Annotated in this window: 16 protein-coding genes and 1 tRNA gene; 5 read left to right on the forward strand and 12 right to left on the reverse strand. The window is 61.1% G+C overall.

What is annotated here, in order from left to right; genetic code table 11:
- The first annotated feature begins 269 nt into the window (after positions 1–269).
- The 3 genes from BMG00_RS11850 (at position 270) to BMG00_RS11860 (ending at position 4,300) form a co-directional block, all read left to right on the forward strand.
- Entirely contained in the window at positions 270–1,172 is a 903-nt protein-coding gene (locus BMG00_RS11850) for an ArdC family protein (RefSeq protein WP_078574476.1), read from the forward strand.
- Positions 1,173–1,460: 288 nt separating this feature from the next.
- Complete coding sequence (locus tag BMG00_RS11855) at positions 1,461–2,615, forward strand: tail fiber domain-containing protein (protein WP_146642621.1); 1,155 nt, start codon at positions 1,461–1,463, stop codon at positions 2,613–2,615.
- Complete coding sequence (locus BMG00_RS11860) at positions 2,612–4,300, forward strand: LamG domain-containing protein (protein WP_078574478.1); 1,689 nt, start codon at positions 2,612–2,614, stop codon at positions 4,298–4,300. The genes BMG00_RS11855 and BMG00_RS11860 overlap by 4 nt, the downstream gene beginning before the upstream one ends.
- 58 nt (positions 4,301–4,358) lie before the next feature.
- Here BMG00_RS11860 and BMG00_RS11865 read toward each other — a convergent pair whose 3' ends face one another.
- A complete protein-coding gene (locus BMG00_RS11865) occupies positions 4,359–4,565 on the reverse strand; it encodes a hypothetical protein (protein WP_078574479.1) in 207 nt (68 codons plus the stop codon).
- Positions 4,566–4,999: 434 nt separating this feature from the next.
- Between BMG00_RS11865 and BMG00_RS11870 the strand changes: the two genes are divergently transcribed.
- Positions 5,000–5,245 (forward strand): hypothetical protein, encoded by a 246-nt coding sequence (locus BMG00_RS11870; RefSeq protein WP_078574480.1) that lies wholly within the window; start codon positions 5,000–5,002, stop codon positions 5,243–5,245.
- Positions 5,242–5,448, forward strand: a complete 207-nt coding sequence (locus BMG00_RS11875) for a hypothetical protein (RefSeq protein WP_078574481.1) — start codon at positions 5,242–5,244, stop codon at positions 5,446–5,448. Before BMG00_RS11870 ends, BMG00_RS11875 begins: the two co-directional genes overlap by 4 nt.
- A 36-nt stretch (positions 5,449–5,484) precedes the next feature.
- On the opposite strand, the gene BMG00_RS11880 is transcribed toward BMG00_RS11875, so the two are convergent.
- From BMG00_RS11880 to BMG00_RS11930, 11 genes are all read right to left on the reverse strand, one after another.
- Positions 5,485–5,751, reverse strand: a complete 267-nt coding sequence (locus BMG00_RS11880; protein ID WP_078574482.1) for a hypothetical protein — start codon at positions 5,749–5,751, stop codon at positions 5,485–5,487.
- A 17-nt stretch (positions 5,752–5,768) separates the two neighbouring features.
- On the reverse strand, positions 5,769–7,148 hold the full coding sequence (locus BMG00_RS11885) for a relaxase/mobilization nuclease domain-containing protein (RefSeq protein ID WP_211274130.1): 1,380 nt from the start codon (positions 7,146–7,148) through the stop codon (positions 5,769–5,771).
- A complete protein-coding gene (locus BMG00_RS11890; RefSeq protein ID WP_078574484.1) occupies positions 7,061–7,507 on the reverse strand; it encodes a hypothetical protein in 447 nt (148 codons plus the stop codon). Before BMG00_RS11890 ends, BMG00_RS11885 begins: the two co-directional genes overlap by 88 nt.
- A 195-nt stretch (positions 7,508–7,702) precedes the next feature.
- Positions 7,703–8,497 carry a PEP-CTERM sorting domain-containing protein gene (locus BMG00_RS11895; RefSeq protein ID WP_078530484.1) on the reverse strand — a complete coding sequence of 265 codons (795 nt, stop codon included), beginning with the start codon at positions 8,495–8,497 and terminating at the stop codon, positions 7,703–7,705.
- Between the two features lie 220 nt (positions 8,498–8,717).
- Positions 8,718–10,607 carry an acyl-CoA synthetase gene (locus BMG00_RS11900; RefSeq protein ID WP_078574485.1) on the reverse strand — a complete coding sequence of 630 codons (1,890 nt, stop codon included), beginning with the start codon at positions 10,605–10,607 and terminating at the stop codon, positions 8,718–8,720.
- Positions 10,608–10,805: 198 nt separating this feature from the next.
- On the reverse strand, positions 10,806–11,243 hold the full coding sequence (gene lysM, locus BMG00_RS11905; protein WP_078530482.1) for a peptidoglycan-binding protein LysM: 438 nt from the start codon (positions 11,241–11,243) through the stop codon (positions 10,806–10,808).
- Positions 11,244–11,414: 171 nt separating this feature from the next.
- Positions 11,415–13,196, reverse strand: a complete 1,782-nt coding sequence (locus BMG00_RS11910) for an ABC transporter transmembrane domain-containing protein (RefSeq protein WP_078574486.1) — start codon at positions 13,194–13,196, stop codon at positions 11,415–11,417.
- 126 nt (positions 13,197–13,322) lie between these two features.
- Positions 13,323–13,404: transfer RNA gene (locus BMG00_RS11915), tRNA-Leu, on the reverse strand.
- A gap of 51 nt (positions 13,405–13,455) precedes the next feature.
- Entirely contained in the window at positions 13,456–14,229 is a 774-nt protein-coding gene (locus tag BMG00_RS11920; RefSeq protein ID WP_078530480.1) for an enoyl-CoA hydratase-related protein, read from the reverse strand.
- 212 nt (positions 14,230–14,441) lie between these two features.
- Positions 14,442–14,912: a cytochrome c-type biogenesis protein gene (locus BMG00_RS11925; protein WP_078574487.1), complete on the reverse strand. Its 471-nt coding sequence runs from the start codon at positions 14,910–14,912 to the stop codon at positions 14,442–14,444.
- Positions 14,913–14,921: 9 nt separating this feature from the next.
- Positions 14,922–16,889, reverse strand: a complete 1,968-nt coding sequence (locus BMG00_RS11930; RefSeq protein WP_078574488.1) for a heme lyase CcmF/NrfE family subunit — start codon at positions 16,887–16,889, stop codon at positions 14,922–14,924.
- Positions 16,890–16,957 lie beyond the last annotated feature (68 nt).

Here is a 16,957-nt window from a genome sequence, read left to right on the forward strand (position 1 = left end):
GGCTTCCATCCCTTGCGCATCATTGGCCAGCCCTGAAGGGCTGACGTTCCTTCTTTTGTTTGGGGCCTGCGGCCCCGTCCTCCGTCAAGACCAAGCCCTCCGCATGTGCTGCGGGCGCAGTCAGCGGTCTCCCCGTCCTTCCGCTCTTCGTTTGTGCAGGACGGGTGATCCCCCTCCGCTGTCTGCGGTCCTGACGGTCTCCCCCCGCTCATTGGCGCGGGCCTAGTCCGGTTGCATGCGCAACCGACTTTGAAAAGGAGAAAAGACCAATGAAACAAGACGTTTATCAGAAAGTGACCGGCAAGATTATTGCCGACTTGGAGCAAGGCGAGCTGACTTGGCTCAAGCCGTGGTCAGCAGGAAACATGGACGGGCGGATAATAAAGCCGCTGCGCCATAACGGCATGGCCTACAGCGGGATCAACGTGCTGATGCTTTGGGGCGCGGCCATCGAGGGCGGTTATCTTTCGCCCTTCTGGATGACCTACCGCCAAGCCAAGGAATACGGCGCACATGTCCGCAAGGGCGAGCGCGGCAACCTCGTTGTCTATGCGAACACCATCACCAAGACCGAAGAGCAGGACGACGGCAGCGAGGAAGAGCGCAAAATCCCGTTTATGAAAGGCTACAGCGTGTTCAACGTCGAGCAGATCGAAGGGCTGCCCGAGCATTTCTATGCCAAGCCCGAGCCGATCATCGACCCCGCGCAGCGGATCGACCATGCCGAGGAATTCTTTGCGGCCACGGGCGCAGACATCCGCCACGGCGGGAATTCTGCCCACTATAGCGGCGGAACGGATCATGTGCAGATGCCGCATTTCGAGAGCTTTCGCAGCCCCGAAGCCTACTATGCCACGCTTGCCCACGAGCTGACCCACTGGACGAAGCACCCCAAACGCCTCGACCGCGAATTCGGGCGCAAGAAGTGGGGTGATGAGGGCTATGCCCGCGAGGAACTGGTCGCGGAGCTTGGCGCGGCGTTCGTTTGTGCCGATCTGGCCCTGACGCCCGAGCCTGGCACCGATCACGCGGCCTATATCCAGAGCTGGCTCAAGGTCTTGAAGAACGACAAGCGCGCGATCTTCACTGCCGCCGCCCATGCACAGCGCGCTGCTGACTTCCTGAATAATTTCCAACAGCAACCCGAGCAGAAGGAGAGCGCCGCCGCGTAAGCGGCGGGGCCATCACCGTGGCAAAAAATCGCGGCTGGCCAAATGGCCAGCCGCACCTTTCTCGGAAGAGAGAAAGTTATTCCGCATTACCCCAAGGGAACGGGGACTTAATACATATAATACACACCATGCTAATAAACCGAAAACGCCAACTTCATGCGGCATTGAATTGACGAATTCTAAACAATGGTAACCCCAGACTCATTTAACTGAGGAAAACAGAAATTCTTAGTATTCTGATAAGGTTAATCAATATACAATGGTCTTATGAGGTTTTTGGGGACAGTATTGCTATTTCTCATGATCGCCGCGCCGCAATTGGCGCAGGCGCAGCTTGCGGGAACCGACACATCCGCTGGCGACAGTTGCGCGGGATTCCCGACCGGAGCGACCCGCATGACAGCCGATTCTGACGGCAACGGTTTACAGGTCACTCTAGTCTGCAATGGAACCACCTGGGAGCAAGAAGGGCTTGTCGCGGTAAGCAAATCCGGCAACGCTCCTGCCGCCACAGCCAACCTTTCCGATCTTGGCGACGTTGTTTTGAGCAGCGCGGCCAATGGCGATGTCATTCTATATAGTGCCGGAAATTGGTACAATGGCGCAGGCGGTGGTGGCGGCAACAAAGTCATTGATGCAGATGGTGATACGTCGATCCGCACTGAAGATGACTCTGATGTTGATAATGACCTTATTCGTTTTAACGCCGGCGGCGCGGGCACGTCCTTTTATGTTCACTCACAGGTCCTGCCCGGTGCCTATGTTGGGCCAGGTGTTCATATTATTCCACCCGGTTCGGCGGGCGGCAATATTACGGCTATGTATATAAAAAATAGTAGCTCAGTGGCGGGCGAAAACATGATACACTTTGGGCACAGTTGGGGAACTTCAAATAACGCAGGGATCGGCACAATCGGTTCGGATTCCGAACACCCGCACTCCTTGTATTTAAGGAGCTATGGCGATAGGGACATCGTATTTGAAACAAACAACGCTGAAAGAGTGCGCATTTTGGGGGAAAACGGCAATGTCGGGATAGGCGATATTGCCCCCTCTGCCGCTCTCGATGTTGTCGGTGACATTAATTACACAGGCGTGATCGTGGATGTGTCCGATATTCGCCTCAAGGAAAACATTCACCCGTTGAAGGAACCGCTTCGAAAGCTCACCTCGCTGAATGGTTTTTCATTTCAAATGAGAGGTGATGAGAAGCACACGACAGAATATGGCGTGTCGGCACAAGACGTGCAAAAGGTTTTTCCTGAGCTTGTGCATCAGATCGACGAAGATGGTTCCCTTGGGGTTAGCTATGATGGTCTGATCGCCCCGATGATCGAGGCGATCAAGGAGCAGCAAGCACAAATCGAGGTGCTAAGAGCCAGGATCGACGAACTGGAAGCCCGTGACGGGCCCGTAACCGCTAGCAACCCCGAAGACCTATGATCCAATGGGAGAAATGCGCATACTGGCTTTTCCTCGTCGCGTTCGTTTGTGCGGCGTTTGGCATCTCAAGTGCGTCGCCCGCCTATGCCGCCTGCGCCAACCCGACGGGCATGCAAGGGGAAATTATCTACAATTCCAGTGCAGGATTTTTTCAAGGCTGCAAGGCAGATGACACATGGCAAGCACTTCATGGCAACGGGCCAGGTGCGCCCCCGACAAACGGTTTGGTCGGCTATTGGAGCATGGATGACATTTCGGGCACTACAGTGGTGGATGGCAGTGGGAATGGCAATGACGGAAGCTGGGTCAGCGACGATAGCCCTGCATTGGTGAAAACCGCACCAGGCATGATAGGAAATGCGGCAAGCTTCGACGGCCTCGGTGACGGGATTTTTCTCGAAAACACCTACCAAGGTGCTTTTAGTTTTGCGAGCGCGAATGCATTTACGATTTCCGCTTGGACGAAACTGGCCGCCTTGCAGGCGAATACCACAGTATTCACACGCGGAGGCGTAAATACTGCATCCGACGGCACAACTTATGCGCTCTTTACGAGAGCGGCAAATAAGTGGACAACGAATATCAGCGATGGAACGTCACAACATATCATGTATGACACCACTGAAATCGATTCTCAGCGCGTAGACCAATGGACCCACTTCACGGTTACATGGGATGGAACAAGTTTCATTTTATACAAGAACGGCACAATTGTTTCGACATCGGCGCCGGGACTTGCCCTGTGGGAGTCAACCACCCAAAACGTTCGCGGCACGTCTATTGGTGCGGAGATGCGGGACATATCAACGGTAGACAATGAATTTAATGGTCTTATCGATGAGGTTTATGTCTATGACCGAGCGTTGAGCGGAAACGAGGTGGAAAATGTTTACCTTAGTGCAGCCCCGGAGATTGGCTATTTCGTGTTGATCGGGAACCAGCCGACAAATGTTGAAGGTAATGAGTTCACCGGTAATTTGGGGGGGCTTTCCGGTGCCAACAGCACATGTCTGAGCTGGCTCACGACGTATGACTGGCTTGGCAGCAGCATTGCGAACAGGACTAATATGTTGACGGAATCCAATGTCAAAGCCTGGCTCTGCGATGATAGTGAATGCCAGAACTTCAATCCGAACACCCAGTATGCGTTCGGTAAGACCGAAGCTGGCGAAGAGACGACTGGCGGTATGGCATTCGCCGCCGATGCAAATGGTCTATATCCTTCCGCCGACACGGATAGTTGGGACACTGATCAATATTTTGCGCGATGGACGTATTACTGGACAGGGCGCGCCGCGGATTTCTCCGCTGACATTGGGAATACCTGTAACAACTGGACGCTAGGTACAGGTGGAAGTGGGAGACGCGGGGATACAAGTTCAAACAGCTCCACGCGCTGGAATGATACAACGCAATCCTGCGGCACGACGGATCAGTTTGCCTGTTTCGTAAACCCTCAAACCCAATGCAGTAACCCGACAGGAAATTCGGGTGAGATCATCTATAATAGCAGCGAACGGGTCTTTCAGGGGTGCGCGCTTTTTAACTGGATTGCGCTTCATGCGGCCGGATCGGGCGGTGGCGGGTGTTCCAACCCGTCCGGTCAGACAGGCGAGATAATGTACAACTCGTCTTTTGATGCGTTTCAGGGATGCACCTTTGATGGCTGGGTGGCCTTTCATTAGTAACGTTCTGTCGGCCAACTGAGAGGCCACCTATGCGGCGCCCTTCTCGACATGTGGCTCATGGCTGCATCGTGAAGCCTCGCGGCGTCGGTCTGGCGGGATAGCCCATCGCGCGCTCGAGATTTTCGAGGGTGGCAAGGATGTTGCGGCGCTCGGCTTCATCAAGGGTAGGTTCAGTCAGCAGCGAGGAAAAGAACTGGTGCAGTTCGCCAAGTTGTTGGGCCGTTAAGCATTGCAGCTCTTGCATGGTGATGGTTGCGATCATGTGATCCTCCGTTTCGTTTCGACCCGACCAATTCGGGCCTTCTCGGGGATCGGAAGGCGCAGGACGCGGCTGCTATCGGCCACCTTCGGACGCAACGCAGTGAAGCAGGCTTTCACGCCTTGGCCGCATACGCAGCCCTTTCTGCCATTCATGATTTTCGGAAGAGCCCTTGGACGGGTGCAGACGGAAGGGGGGATCGCGGGCTCGAAGCTGATTGCCTGCCTCGTGATGCGCGCGACGGATCAAACCCTTGGTTAAGTGGACCTGCCTCGTCCTGACACGCCTGAATTCCTGACCGCACGCGGTCAGCCGTCAATATCCTGCCCGCACCACTTCGGCGGGGCCGAACCGTGTGGGATATGACGCCCGACCTTCTCCCTGCGGTCTTGCGGAATGGCGTAACGAGCCAAACCACAAACCAAAGGAGCCCCATCATGGCACGGACAAACACGAAACCCGACAACCAGCAGCCCAACGCGCCCGAGTTCCTCGCCTGGCACGTCACCGACAAGGGCGAAAAGTCTTTCTGGAACAAGGTCGGCGCCGCATGGCGGCACAGGGACGGGAAAGGCTATACGCTCCAACTTGAAGTCGTCCCGATCAATGGCCGCATCGTCCTGCGTCAGCCCCTCGACGAGCCGAACGGCGGCGACGGGCAAAACGAAAGCGGGCGCGCATGAGCGCGCCCTCCACCAAAACAAGAAAGGACAAGAAGATGCCTGCCTACCTAGTTTCAAAAACCATCTATATCGAACGCACGATCATCATCGATGCCGAGAACGCCGAAGCCGCCTGCCGCAACGCCGATGAGCTTCCCGAGGACCATGAAGAGTGGGCCGAAGATGTCTGCACGTTTGTCCCTGTTGCGGTCGAGTTCGACTGATACGCTGGCGGCGCTTGCGCCGCCTGGGCACGTCCCTCAATGCATCTTGTGCGGTAGGACCTCATACACGCGGTCCAGCGACGGATCGTCTACAACGACAACCTTCACGGGTCCGTGCAGGTCCTGATTTTCATACAAGAGCATAAAGCGTTCCGCGTAGAAGTGATCGGCATCGCTTGCCTCGCGGGCTATCCGCTGAGATTCCTCTCCCCATTCACGGGTTTCCGACGTGCCCGCATAGGCCGCTTCGTAGAGATCGAAGATGCGGCGCGGCACATAGGCGATACATTCGAATTGTTCCATGTTCTTCTCCTTATCTATCATCGTTCGAATCCGAAATCAGGCCCGCGTCCGCGCTTTCGCCCTTCGCGCTCCTTCTCGCGGTGCGGGCTGGAGCGTTCAGGCAGGTTCATTTCCTGGTAACGGGCGATATCTTCGCGTAGCAGGAGCAGATCGGCTTGCTGCCGTTCCCGCTGTTCTCGGATGTGCCTTTGCAGATCGCGGCGTTCATCGAGTTGACTGGCAACCAGCTTGTCGCGTTCGGCCCGATCCCGCAGAAGGGCATTCCACGCCTCACGCTCATTCTGTTCCCTGATCTTGGCGTAACCGCCCGTGATCCTTTTCCAGACGCCCGAAAACCCGCGCGGCAGCCGCGCCGCCCGCGCGTTGGTTTCCGCGATCCAGCGCTTCTCCAGAGCATCGTGGAGCATCTGCCGTTCCTGCCGATGCCGCCCAGCCATTTCGCTTCGCTCGAATTCCAGCGCCTTCTGGCCCCGCGCAGCTTCGAGTTCGGACTGTCTGACAAAGCCCTTGAGGCGTTCGGACATCCGCGCAGCGATTGCCTGCCGCGCCTCATCGACCAAAGGCACGTTCTCGGGATCGCCGAGGCGTTCCGCGACATCCTTCGTCTTCACGCCTGCCTGACGCGCCACGGAATAGACCTCGCCGCGATAATCGACAGCGACGAAACCGCGCCGATCACCGCGCGCAAGAGTGAACCCACGTTCTTTGAGGGCTTGGGCGAAGGCGGAAGCCGAATCCGAATGCTCCCAGCATTCCTTGAAGAGCGTCTTGATCTGTTTGGGGTTGAGGCCGACGCGCCGCGCTTGTTGCCATTCTTGCAGCGTGTAGCGGAGCGGATCGCGCTCGCGCCAATCGAGCAAGCCTTTCGGCATCTCCCAACCATGTTCGCGGAACAGCTCACGGGATACGTCCCGCAGGCGCAGCTTGTAGTGCGAGATGTTGATCGCCCGCATCCGTTCTGCATCGATCCGCGACCAGACGACATGCGCATGTCGCCGCCCGTCCTTTTCATGGAAGACGATAGCGCGGGGTTGGTTTTCGAGGCCGAGCTTGCGCTCGACCGCATCGGCAGCCTTGCCGAAGTCCTCGACGGTGGGATCGGCACCACCAGGCGGGTTCAGGCTCGCCGAAAACATGTAGTTCTTGCAGCGCGTTCCAGCGGCGATGGCATCGAGTTCCCGAAACGCATCTAGCAGATCATCACTGACAAAGCCGCGAACCTCATGCAGCTCGACATGATCGTTCTCGCGCATCGAGAGCAGATAGCGGGCAAGTTGCGCCCCGCCGCCGCGTTCTTTGGCCTTGAGGATCATGGCTCGCTCCCAGGCTCGTCGCGATAAACACCGCGCCCGAGTGCCATAAGAAGCTCTTCGCGCATCACCAGCACCGCCGCGCAAGCTTCGCGCAGTTCCGCCTCGGTTTCGGGCGTGACGGGCAGTGATCCCGTGTTCACGGCCTTGGCAAGTTGGTTGAGGTTGGACGACAGGCGCGACGAGCCGAGCGCACCCAGAACGCGCCCCAAAGCCTCATAGTCCTTCACGGGAGCTTTGCCGCGCGTTTTTCGCGGCGCAGCATCCTCACCGAACAGCCGTTCTCGGATATATGCCCCAAGGGACATATCCGCCGCGTCCTGTTCGAGCTGCGCCCGTTCTGCGAACGTTAGGCGCAACGAGAACGGCGTCGGCTTGCTCGCTTTCGGCTTCTTAGCCGTCGAGGGCGGCGCTAACCTATTGAAATTATGGGTGGAGATTTTCATCACGCACCCCCAGACCGTCTAGGTCAAGTTGTGCGAGATGGCGTTCCCAGTCTTCGAGAACCTGGAAGAGGTGGTTCGATTCCTCTCCCGTCAGGTCCACCAATCTTCCTCGAAAGATGAAACGAAGACGACGCGCAAGCCTTGAGGCTGCGCGTCGCTTTCGTTTGTCGGGTCGCTAAATCTGGCGTGCGAGGATCAGCTCGGCGCACCGCCCTCTCCGGCCCTGCGGCGCTGTTTCCAGCCGAGCGCACCGAACAATCCAAGCCCCGCCAGCATCATCCACGCGCTCGCGGGCAGCGGCACGGTGGCGGGCGTCTCGACCATCATCGCGATATCGTCGAGCGAGACATTCATCTGCCAGGTCTGCGCCTCGAGCGCGAACTGCACGCCCAGGGTCTGCCCCTGATTGGCCTGCAACAGCGTCGTCAGATCGAAGGTGAGCGTGGTCGCAGTGCCGTTGCCCAGCTGTATCCCGCCCGTCGCGGTCGCGTAGACTTCCTGAATCACATCGCCGAGCTGATCGACCACGGAAACGCGGAATTGATGATTGGGATCCGAATAGAGACCAAAGAGCCCCACCCGCGCGGTGAAATCGAAGGTTGCGGAGATCACCTCGTCGGGCACGGTAAAGTATTGGGTCAGCGTCGCGACGCCCGAATAGACCGGTCTGAAAATCGTATCATAGAGGCCGGAAATCGGTTCGATCCTGCCGCCCCGCGCCTCCGGGGACTTCCCGATCGTGCCGAGTTTGCTTGCAAGCCCGGACGGCAGCTGGAACGGCAAGCCCCGAGAATTGTTGACCGGCGTGCCATCATTGACGACGAAGGTCTCTCCTGCGGCATTGCCGGTGGTGGACCAGCCCGACAGCGAACCGCTCTCGAAGGTGCCGTTGGTGATCAGATCGACGCTCAGCGCCTGGGCCGCCCCAGCAGACAGCACACTTGCCGTAGCAAGCGCGATCATCGCTTTCCAAAGACGCCCCAATGCCATCGTCCCAGTGCCTTCTGCTCTGCCTCTGATCGAATCGCCCCGTTTCCTTGCCGGGTGCGGGATCTGATTGAGGGAGAGTAAACGCTACGAATCGGGAGAGATTTGGACTGCAGCGGGACAATATGGCGGCGCGGGGGCGAGCCGGTGCCACAATGTTTCCCAAATCAAAACGCCGCCCAGAAGGCGACGCTTGATTGGTCAGCTTCAGGAAACGCAGAGGTCAGCGCGCCCAGTCCCACGGGACGGTGAATTCGCCCAGCTTGTGCATCAACGCATCCTCGTCACACGCGCCCTTTGTCGCGAGATGGGCCACGAGGCCGCGTTTCTTGTCCTCGGTGACCGAGATCACATGCGCCGCGATCCCGGCCAGCTCCAGCTCGGCGTTGAGAACCCGCATGATCGCCATCTTGCGCAGGTCGGGCTTGAAAATCTTGCCGACGGCCGTTTTCGGCAGCTCGTCCATGATCTCGAGATGCTTCGGAACGGCGGCACGCTCGTGGATGTTCTTCTTGGCGTGTTCGAGCAATTCCTCGGTCGTGACCGATGCCCCGGCCACAAGCTCCACATAAGCGCAGGGCAGTTCGCCAGCGAAACTGTCGGGCTGGCCGATCGCCCCGGCAAAAGCGACCGAAGGATGCGACAACAGCGCGTCCTCGATCTCGGCCGGGTCGAGATTGTGCCCGCCGCGGATGATCAGATCCTTCGCGCGACCGGTGATCCAGAGATAGCCATCCGGGTCGATGCGCCCCAAATCGCCGGTGCGCAGGAAGCGGTTCTCGGCGAAGAGGTCGTGGTTCTTGTCGGCTTCCGTATAGGTCGAGCCTTCGAACACACCGGGATTGGCAACGCAGATCTCGCCCACCTCGTCGCGCGCGCATTCGTCGAAGCTGCCATTGCGCTTCTTGAGGATACGGACATGGGTGTAAGGCAGCGGGATGCCGACAGAGCCCACTTTCTTCTCGCCATCGACCGGGTTCACCGACACCAGGCAGGTCGCTTCGGTCAGGCCATAGCCCTCGCAGATCTCGACGCCCGTGGCCGCCTTGAAGCGGTTGTAAAGCTCGATCGGCAGCGGCGCCGAGCCCGAGATCGCGGTGCGCAGCGACGAGATATCGGCATCGACCGGGCGTTGCATCAGCGCCGAGATCGCGGTCGGCACCGAGATCAGGAAAGTGACCTGCCAGCGCTCGACCAGCTTCCAGAAATTGTCGAACACCCCGTCGCCGCGATACCCCGCAGGGGTCGGGAAGACGACATGCGCCCCGCTCGCGATCGCCGACATCAGGATCGGATAGGCGGCGAAGACGTGGAACAACGGCAGCGGGCAGATCATCACGTCGGTCTCATCGAACAGCAGCCGCCCGCCAAGCCAGCCATTGTAGATCATGCCGGAATACTTGTGCTGCGCGACCTTGGGCATGCCGGTGGTTCCGCCGGTATGGAAATAGGCCGCAACACGGTCTTCCTGCACATCCTCGAACATCAGCCGGTCGCCCGGGAGTTTCGCCGCCTCGGTGTTGAAATTCATCACCTTGGCATGGTGCTTCGTCTCGACCTTGGGCCGCACGAACGGCACGATCCAGCTCTTTGGTGGGGTGAGATAACGGTTCAGATCGACCTCAAGCACAGCCTCGACATTGGGGGCGAGGCGGACGGCCTCGGCCGCCTTCTGCGCGACATCGGTCTTGGGGAAGGCCTTGAGCGTGACCAGCACCTTCGCCTTGGTCTCACGCAGGATGCCCGCGATCTGCTCGGCGTCGAGCAGCGGGTTGATCGGGTTCACGATCCCGGCGGTTGCCCCCGCAAGCAGCGTGATCGCCGTCTCGAGCGAATTGGGGAGAAGATAGGCCACCGTATCGGTCGGGCCGACGCCGAGGTGATGGAGAAGGTTCGCGGCCTGCGTGACCTTGGCATGAAGCTGCGTCCAGTTCAGCGTTTCAGCCTTGTCCTGGGGACCAGACAGGATCTGGAACGACAATGCCGGGCGATTGGCATGGGCCGCCTTTGCCTCGCTCAGGAAACCGTAGATCGTGGCGGGGCGGTTGCGCGCCTCCCAGGGTTTCTCGGCCTCGACCGCATCACGGTCGGCTACTGTCGCAAATCTCTGCATTCTCATCCTCCCGAGGGTCGCCCGCTCCTCCGTGTACGACCCGTAAAGCAGGATGCGGCAAAAACGCCACGGGCGGCAAGGGGCGTGCCCTTGCGAAACGTCACGTCATGGAAATTTTGACGTGGGGAAACAAGACTATCGCGTCAAGAGAAAGGGCGCCCCGAAAGGCGCCCTCCTGCATGATTTGCCCTGCCCGGCTCACGCTTTGGGGATGCGCAGCACCTGACCGGGATAGATCTTGTCGGGATGTTTGAGCATCGGCTTGTTGGCTTCGAAGATCGCCTGATATTTCGAACCGTTGCCCAGCGTCTTCTCGGCGATCGCCCAAAGCGTGTCGCCCTTCTCGACGGTGTGGAAGGTCGCGTCGGACGTGTCGGCATCGTCCTCGGTCTCGACGCTGGCCACGCCATCGACATTGCCCACCGCGAGGATGATCTTTTCCTTGGTCTCGGCGTCGACCGCCTTGCCCTTGACAATCACCTTGTCGCCCTCGACCGCGAGATCGACGCCGCTATCGTCAAGTCCGAGCTCTTTCAGCTCCGCCTTGAGCGCCTCTTCCTTCGGCGCTTCGCCCGCATGGGCCTCACCGCCGAACAGCGACTTGCCCGCACCCTTCATGAAACTCCAAAGACCCATGTCACTCTCCTCTTGGATATGCCGGACCATCCCCGGACCTGCCGACAGGATGGCGCAAGCAGGCGATGGAGGACAGGGGGAAAACGGCTGAGGAATTCCACATGAGGAAAGGGCCAGCGGGGCGCACGCGGCCACAGGGCTCATTGCCCCGCGCCACGCGACTGCTGCGTATTACACCCCGTCGGTGAATTGCAGCTTCGCCAGCTCGGCATAAAGGCCGCCCTCGGCCACGAGGCTGTCATGCGTGCCCTGCGCCACGATCCGACCCTCGTCGAAGACCACGATCCGGTCGGCCTTCTTCACGGTGGCCAGACGGTGCGCCACGATCACCGTGGTGCGCGTCTTGGCCAGTTGATCCACCGCCGCCTGAACTTCGCGTTCGGACGCCGCATCGAGCGCCGAGGTCGCCTCATCCAGCAGCAGGATCGGCGCGTCGCGCAGAATGGCCCGTGCAATCGCGATGCGCTGTTTCTGCCCGCCCGAAAGCATCACACCGCGCTCGCCCACATAGGTGTCGAACCCATCGGGCAGCGCTTCGAGGAAGTCATAGGCATGGGCCGCGCGCGCCGCCTCCTCGACCTCGCGATCGGACGCATCTGGACGGCCAAAGCGGATATTCTCACGCGCCGAGGCCGCGAAGACGACCGGATCCTGCGGCACCAGCGCAATCGCCTGACGGAAATCATGCCGCGCCATGTCGCGCAGGTCATAGCCGTCGATGGTGACCTTGCCGGTTTCCGGATCCCAGAACCGCTGGATCAGCTGGATCACCGTGGTCTTGCCTGCGCCAGAGGGCCCGACCAGCGCCACGGTCTCGCCCGGAGCGATCTCGAGATCGACATGATCGAGCGCAGAGGCCTGAGGCCGCGACGGGTAATGGAAGCTCACATCCTCGAAGCGGATCGCGCCCTTTGCGGGCATCGGCAGCGGCACGGGATGCTCGGGGTCCTTCACCTGGTCTTCGCTCTGCAAAAGCTCCACCAGACGCTCGGTCGCGCCCGCCGCGCGCTGCAGCTCCGACCAGATTTCCGACAGCGCGCCCACCGAGCCCGCCACCATCACCGCGTAGATCACGAACTGCACCAGCTCGCCCACGCTCATCAGGCCACCGCGCACGTCGCGCGCGCCGATCCAGAGCACCCCCACCACGCCCGCGAATACGAGGAAGATCACGATCACGGTCATCACCGCGCGCGTCCCGATCCGCTTCTTGGCCGAGAGATAAGCCTTCTCGGTCACGCCCGAGAACTGCTCGCGCGTAAGCGCCTCATGGGTGAAAGCCTGCACGGTCTGCGCCGCCAGCAGCGCCTCCGAAGCCGAGCCCGACGAATTCGCGATCCAGTCCTGGTTCTCGCGTCCCAAGACGCGCAACCGCCGCCCCAGCACCACGATCGGCACCACGACCACCGGCACGACCAGCAACACCAGACCCGTCAACTTGGCCGAGGTGAAGAGCAGCATCACCAGACCGCCGATCAAGATCAGCACGTTGCGCAGCGCGACCGAAACCGACGAGCCGATCACCGAAAGGATCAGCGTCGTGTCGGTGGTGATCCGAGAGATGATCTCGCCGGTCAGGATGCGTTCGAAAAACGCCGGGCTCATCGAGATCACCCGATCGAACACCGCCTTGCGGATGTCCGCGACAACCCGCTCGCCGAAACGCGTGACAAGGTAGTAGCGCAGCCCCGTCCCCAGCGCGAGCAGACCCGCGATCACCAGAGCGGCGAAGAAATACTGATCGAGCAGCGCCGCACCTTGCTGGAACCCGTCGACCACACGGCGCACCGCCAGCGGCAGGATCAGCGAGATCGAAGCGGTGGCGATCAGCGCCAGGAGCGCCCCGAAGGCGAGCCCCCGATACGGCGCGATGAAGGGCCCAAGCCCCCTGAGCGCACCGATTTTCTTCGTCTTGGGCCGGTCGTCGGCCGGGCCGGTCGGTCTGCGAGCCATGAATCCCCCCTTGCTTGCCCCCGGGTTTAGGGGGCACAGGCGCGCCAGACAAGCCTCGATTGGCCCGCCGCCCCTCGTGCCCGCATAGGCGAGAGATCACGACGGCTCACATTTTGGAAAATCCGCTACGGGCGGCCGGACTCGAACCGGCACGGGCTAAGCCCAAGGGATTTTAAGTCCCGTGCGTCTACCATTTCGCCACGCCCGCAGCGCGCTCTGGCTAGCGCGGGCGGGCGGGCTTGGCAAGATCGCGGCGCGCTCAGCGGCCCTCGAATTTCGGGGCGCGCTTTTCGAGGAAGGCCAGGACGCCCTCGCGGAAATCGTGGCTCTCTCCAAGGCCGCCCTGCAACTCGGCCTCCAACTCCAGCTGCTGCGAGAGGTCATTCGCATAGCCCTCGCGCAGCGAGCGTTTCACCGCCCGGTAGGCCGCCGTCGGGCCATTCGCCAGATGGGCGGCCCGTGCGCGCCAGTGGTGATCGAAATCGACCTCCGCCACGGCCTCCCAGATCATGCCCCAGTCCGCCGCCTGCCGAGCCGAGACCTTGTCGGCGAACAGCGCCAGTCCCATCGCACGAGCAAAGCCCACCTGACGCGGCAGCCAATAGGTCCCGCCCGCATCCGGCATCAGACCGATCCGCGTGAAAGCCTGAATGAAACTCGCGGCTTCCGAGGCGATCACGACATCGGCAGCCAGCGCAAGGTTCGCCCCCGCCCCCGCCGCAGGCCCGTTCACCGCCGAGATCACCGGCAGGGGGCTGTCGTAGATCGCCTTGAGCATCGGCTCGTATTCGTCGCGCAGCACCCGCTCCAGATCGAGCCCGGCCGCCGCCACCCCGTCGCCCAGATCCTGACCCGAGCAGAAAGCCCTGCCCGCCCCGGTCAGCACGATCACCCGCGCCTCCGTCTCGGCCTGCTTCATCGCCTCGAGAATCTCCGCGCGCATCTGCGTGTTGAGCGCGTTCATCACATCGGGCCGGTTGAGTGTGATCACCGCAACCCCGCCCTCGCAGGAATACTCAATTGCCTGAAACATCGCGCGCCTCCCTAACCTCGCTTCGCCGCCACGATAGCGAAGCACGGAAAATCGAAAAGCGGAACGGTGCGTCACAATGCCGCCTCGTGGTGCCGAGGACGGGGTCGGATGCCTCCGGCGGGGATATTTTTTCCAACTCGAAAGCAATTCCGCCTTCGAATTGGTTCAAATATCCCGGGGTGAATTTGCGCAGCAAAGAGGGGCAGCGCCCCTCACTCTCCCATCAGCTCGTTCAGGCGCTTCTGTTCGTCTTCCGAGAGCGCGGGCGCGGCCGGGCCTTCCGAGGCGTTGCGGCGCGAGCGCACATAGAAGAACCCGCCGATCAGCGCGAGGATCAGTGCGCCGGGTCCAAGATACCACAGCAGCAGGTTCGCCCCGCTCTTCTCGGGCTCGAAGAGCACATATTCACCGTAGCGGTCGGTGACATAGTCGATCACCTGGCTGTCGGTATCGCCCGCAATGAGCCGCTCGCGCACCAGAAGCCGCAGGTCGCGCGACACAACGGCGTTCGAGTCGTCGATATTCTCGCCCTGGCAGACCGGGCAGCGCAGGACCCTGGAAATCTCGCGGGCACGCGCTTCGAGTGCCGGGTCTTTCAGGATCTCGTCGGGCTGGACCGCGAGGACCGGTCCGGCCGAGAGGCTCGCCGCGATAAGCAGCGCGAATACACGGAGGAGTTTCATAAGCATCTCTTATTCCGCCGGCGTCGCCTGAGCCGGGACCGCGCGCGATTTGCGGGCACCCGCCGCCACCCGGTAGCGACGATCCGAAAGGCTCAGCAAGCCCCCGAGCGACATGATGATCGCGCCCGCCCAGATCCAGTCCGCGAAGGGCTTGATATAGGTGCGCACCGCGTAGCCACCATCTTGCTGCGGATCGCCGATCACGAGGTAGATGTCACCCAGCGGCGTGGTGTGGATCGCGGCTTCGGTCGTGGGCATGCGCTGCACCGGGTAGACGCGTTTCTCGGGATGCATCGTGCCGATCAGCTTGCCGTCCTTCTCGACCGTCATCGTGCCGGTCGAAGACATGTAGTTCGGCCCCTTCACCTCTTCGACCTTGGTCAGGGTGATCTGGTAGCCGTCCACGGTAAAGGGCTCGTTGAGCTTGGCGACGCGAATATCCTCGATCTGGCCGGCGGTCAGAAGGCCGATCCCGATGAAGGTGATGCCGAGCCCCGCATGGGCGGTGGCCTTGCCCCAATCGGCGCGCGGCAGGCGCTTGAGGCGGCCGAAATTGCGAGCCGCCCGCTGCCACAGTTCGGTCGCGGCGCCGAAGACGAGCCACGAGCCAAGGAAGACGGCGATCAGAGCGAGCATCGAATTGCCGCTCTCGACCGACCAGGCGAGCCCGCCCATCGCGAGCGCCAACACGAAAGCCGGGATCAGGGGCTTCGCCACGCGGCCAAGGCGCGCGCGCTTCCACGGCATCATCGCGCCGACCGGCAGGATCAGCGCGAGGATCACCATGAACGGCGTGAAGGCCTGATCGAAGAAGGGCGCCCCGACCGAGAGCTTGCGGCCGAAGAACATCTCCGCGACCAGCGGCCAGACGGTGCCGACGAAAACCACCAGCGCCGCGACGGCCAGAAGGATGTTGTTGATGACCAGCGCAGTCTCGCGCGAGACCATCGAGAACACGCCCTTGGCCTGCATCGAGGTCGCGCGGAAGGCATACATCGTCAGCGCGCCGCCCACGAAGATCGCGAGAATGGCGAGAATGAAGATGCCGCGCTGCGGATCGGAGGCGAAGGAGTGCACCGAGGTGATCACGCCCGAACGCACGATGAAGGTGCCGATCAGCGAGAAACCGAAGGCCATGATCGCGAGCAGGATGGTCCACGACTTCAGCGCTTCGCGCTTCTCGACGACGATGGCCGAGTGCAGCAGCGCCGCCGCCAGAAGCCACGGCATGAACGACGCGTTCTCGACCGGGTCCCAGAACCAGAAGCCACCCCAGCCGAGCTCGTAATAGGCCCACCAGGAGCCAAGCGCGATGCCGATGGTCAGGAAGATCCACGCGGCCAGCGTCCACGGGCGCACCCAGCGCGCCCAGGCGGCGTCCACGCGGCCTTCGATCAGCGCGGCCACCGCGAAGGAGAAGGCCATCGAGAGGCCGACATAGCCGAGATAGAGGAAGGGCGGGTGGAAGGCGAGACCGGGGTCTTGCAGGAGCGGGTTCATCCCCTCGCCGTTGAAGGGCGGCTCGGCGAGACGCAGGAACGGGTTGGAGGTGAAGATGATGAAACCGAGGAAGGCGACGCCGATCCAGGCCTGAACCGACAGCACGCGGGCGCGCAGGCGCGGCGGCAGGGCGCCACCGAACCACGCGGCAGCCGCGCCGAAGAGCGCGAGGATCAGCACCCACAGGAGCATCGAGCCCTCGTGGTTGCCCCAGACGCCGGTGACCTTGTAGAGCATCGGCTTGTCGGTATGCGAGTTTGCCCAGACCAGCTTCACCGAGAAATCCGAGACCACGAAAGCATAGGTGATCGCGGCAAAGCTCACCGCGATGAGCAGGAACTGCGCGATGGCGGCCGGTTCGCCCACGGCCATCCAGCCGCGCCAGCCTTTATGCGCACCCACCAGCGGCACTACCGCCTGCACGATGGCAACGGCAAAAGCGAGAATCAGGGCAAAATGCCCGAGTTCGTTGATCATGGGACTCCTCCTGTCGCGGCTCGCGATCATAGAGATAACCGCCGGGCAGGCCAAGGAGGATGCGGGGC

This window comes from Thioclava marina (assembly GCF_002020135.1).
In the GTDB taxonomy this organism is placed as follows: Bacteria; Pseudomonadota; Alphaproteobacteria; order Rhodobacterales; family Rhodobacteraceae; genus Thioclava; species Thioclava marina.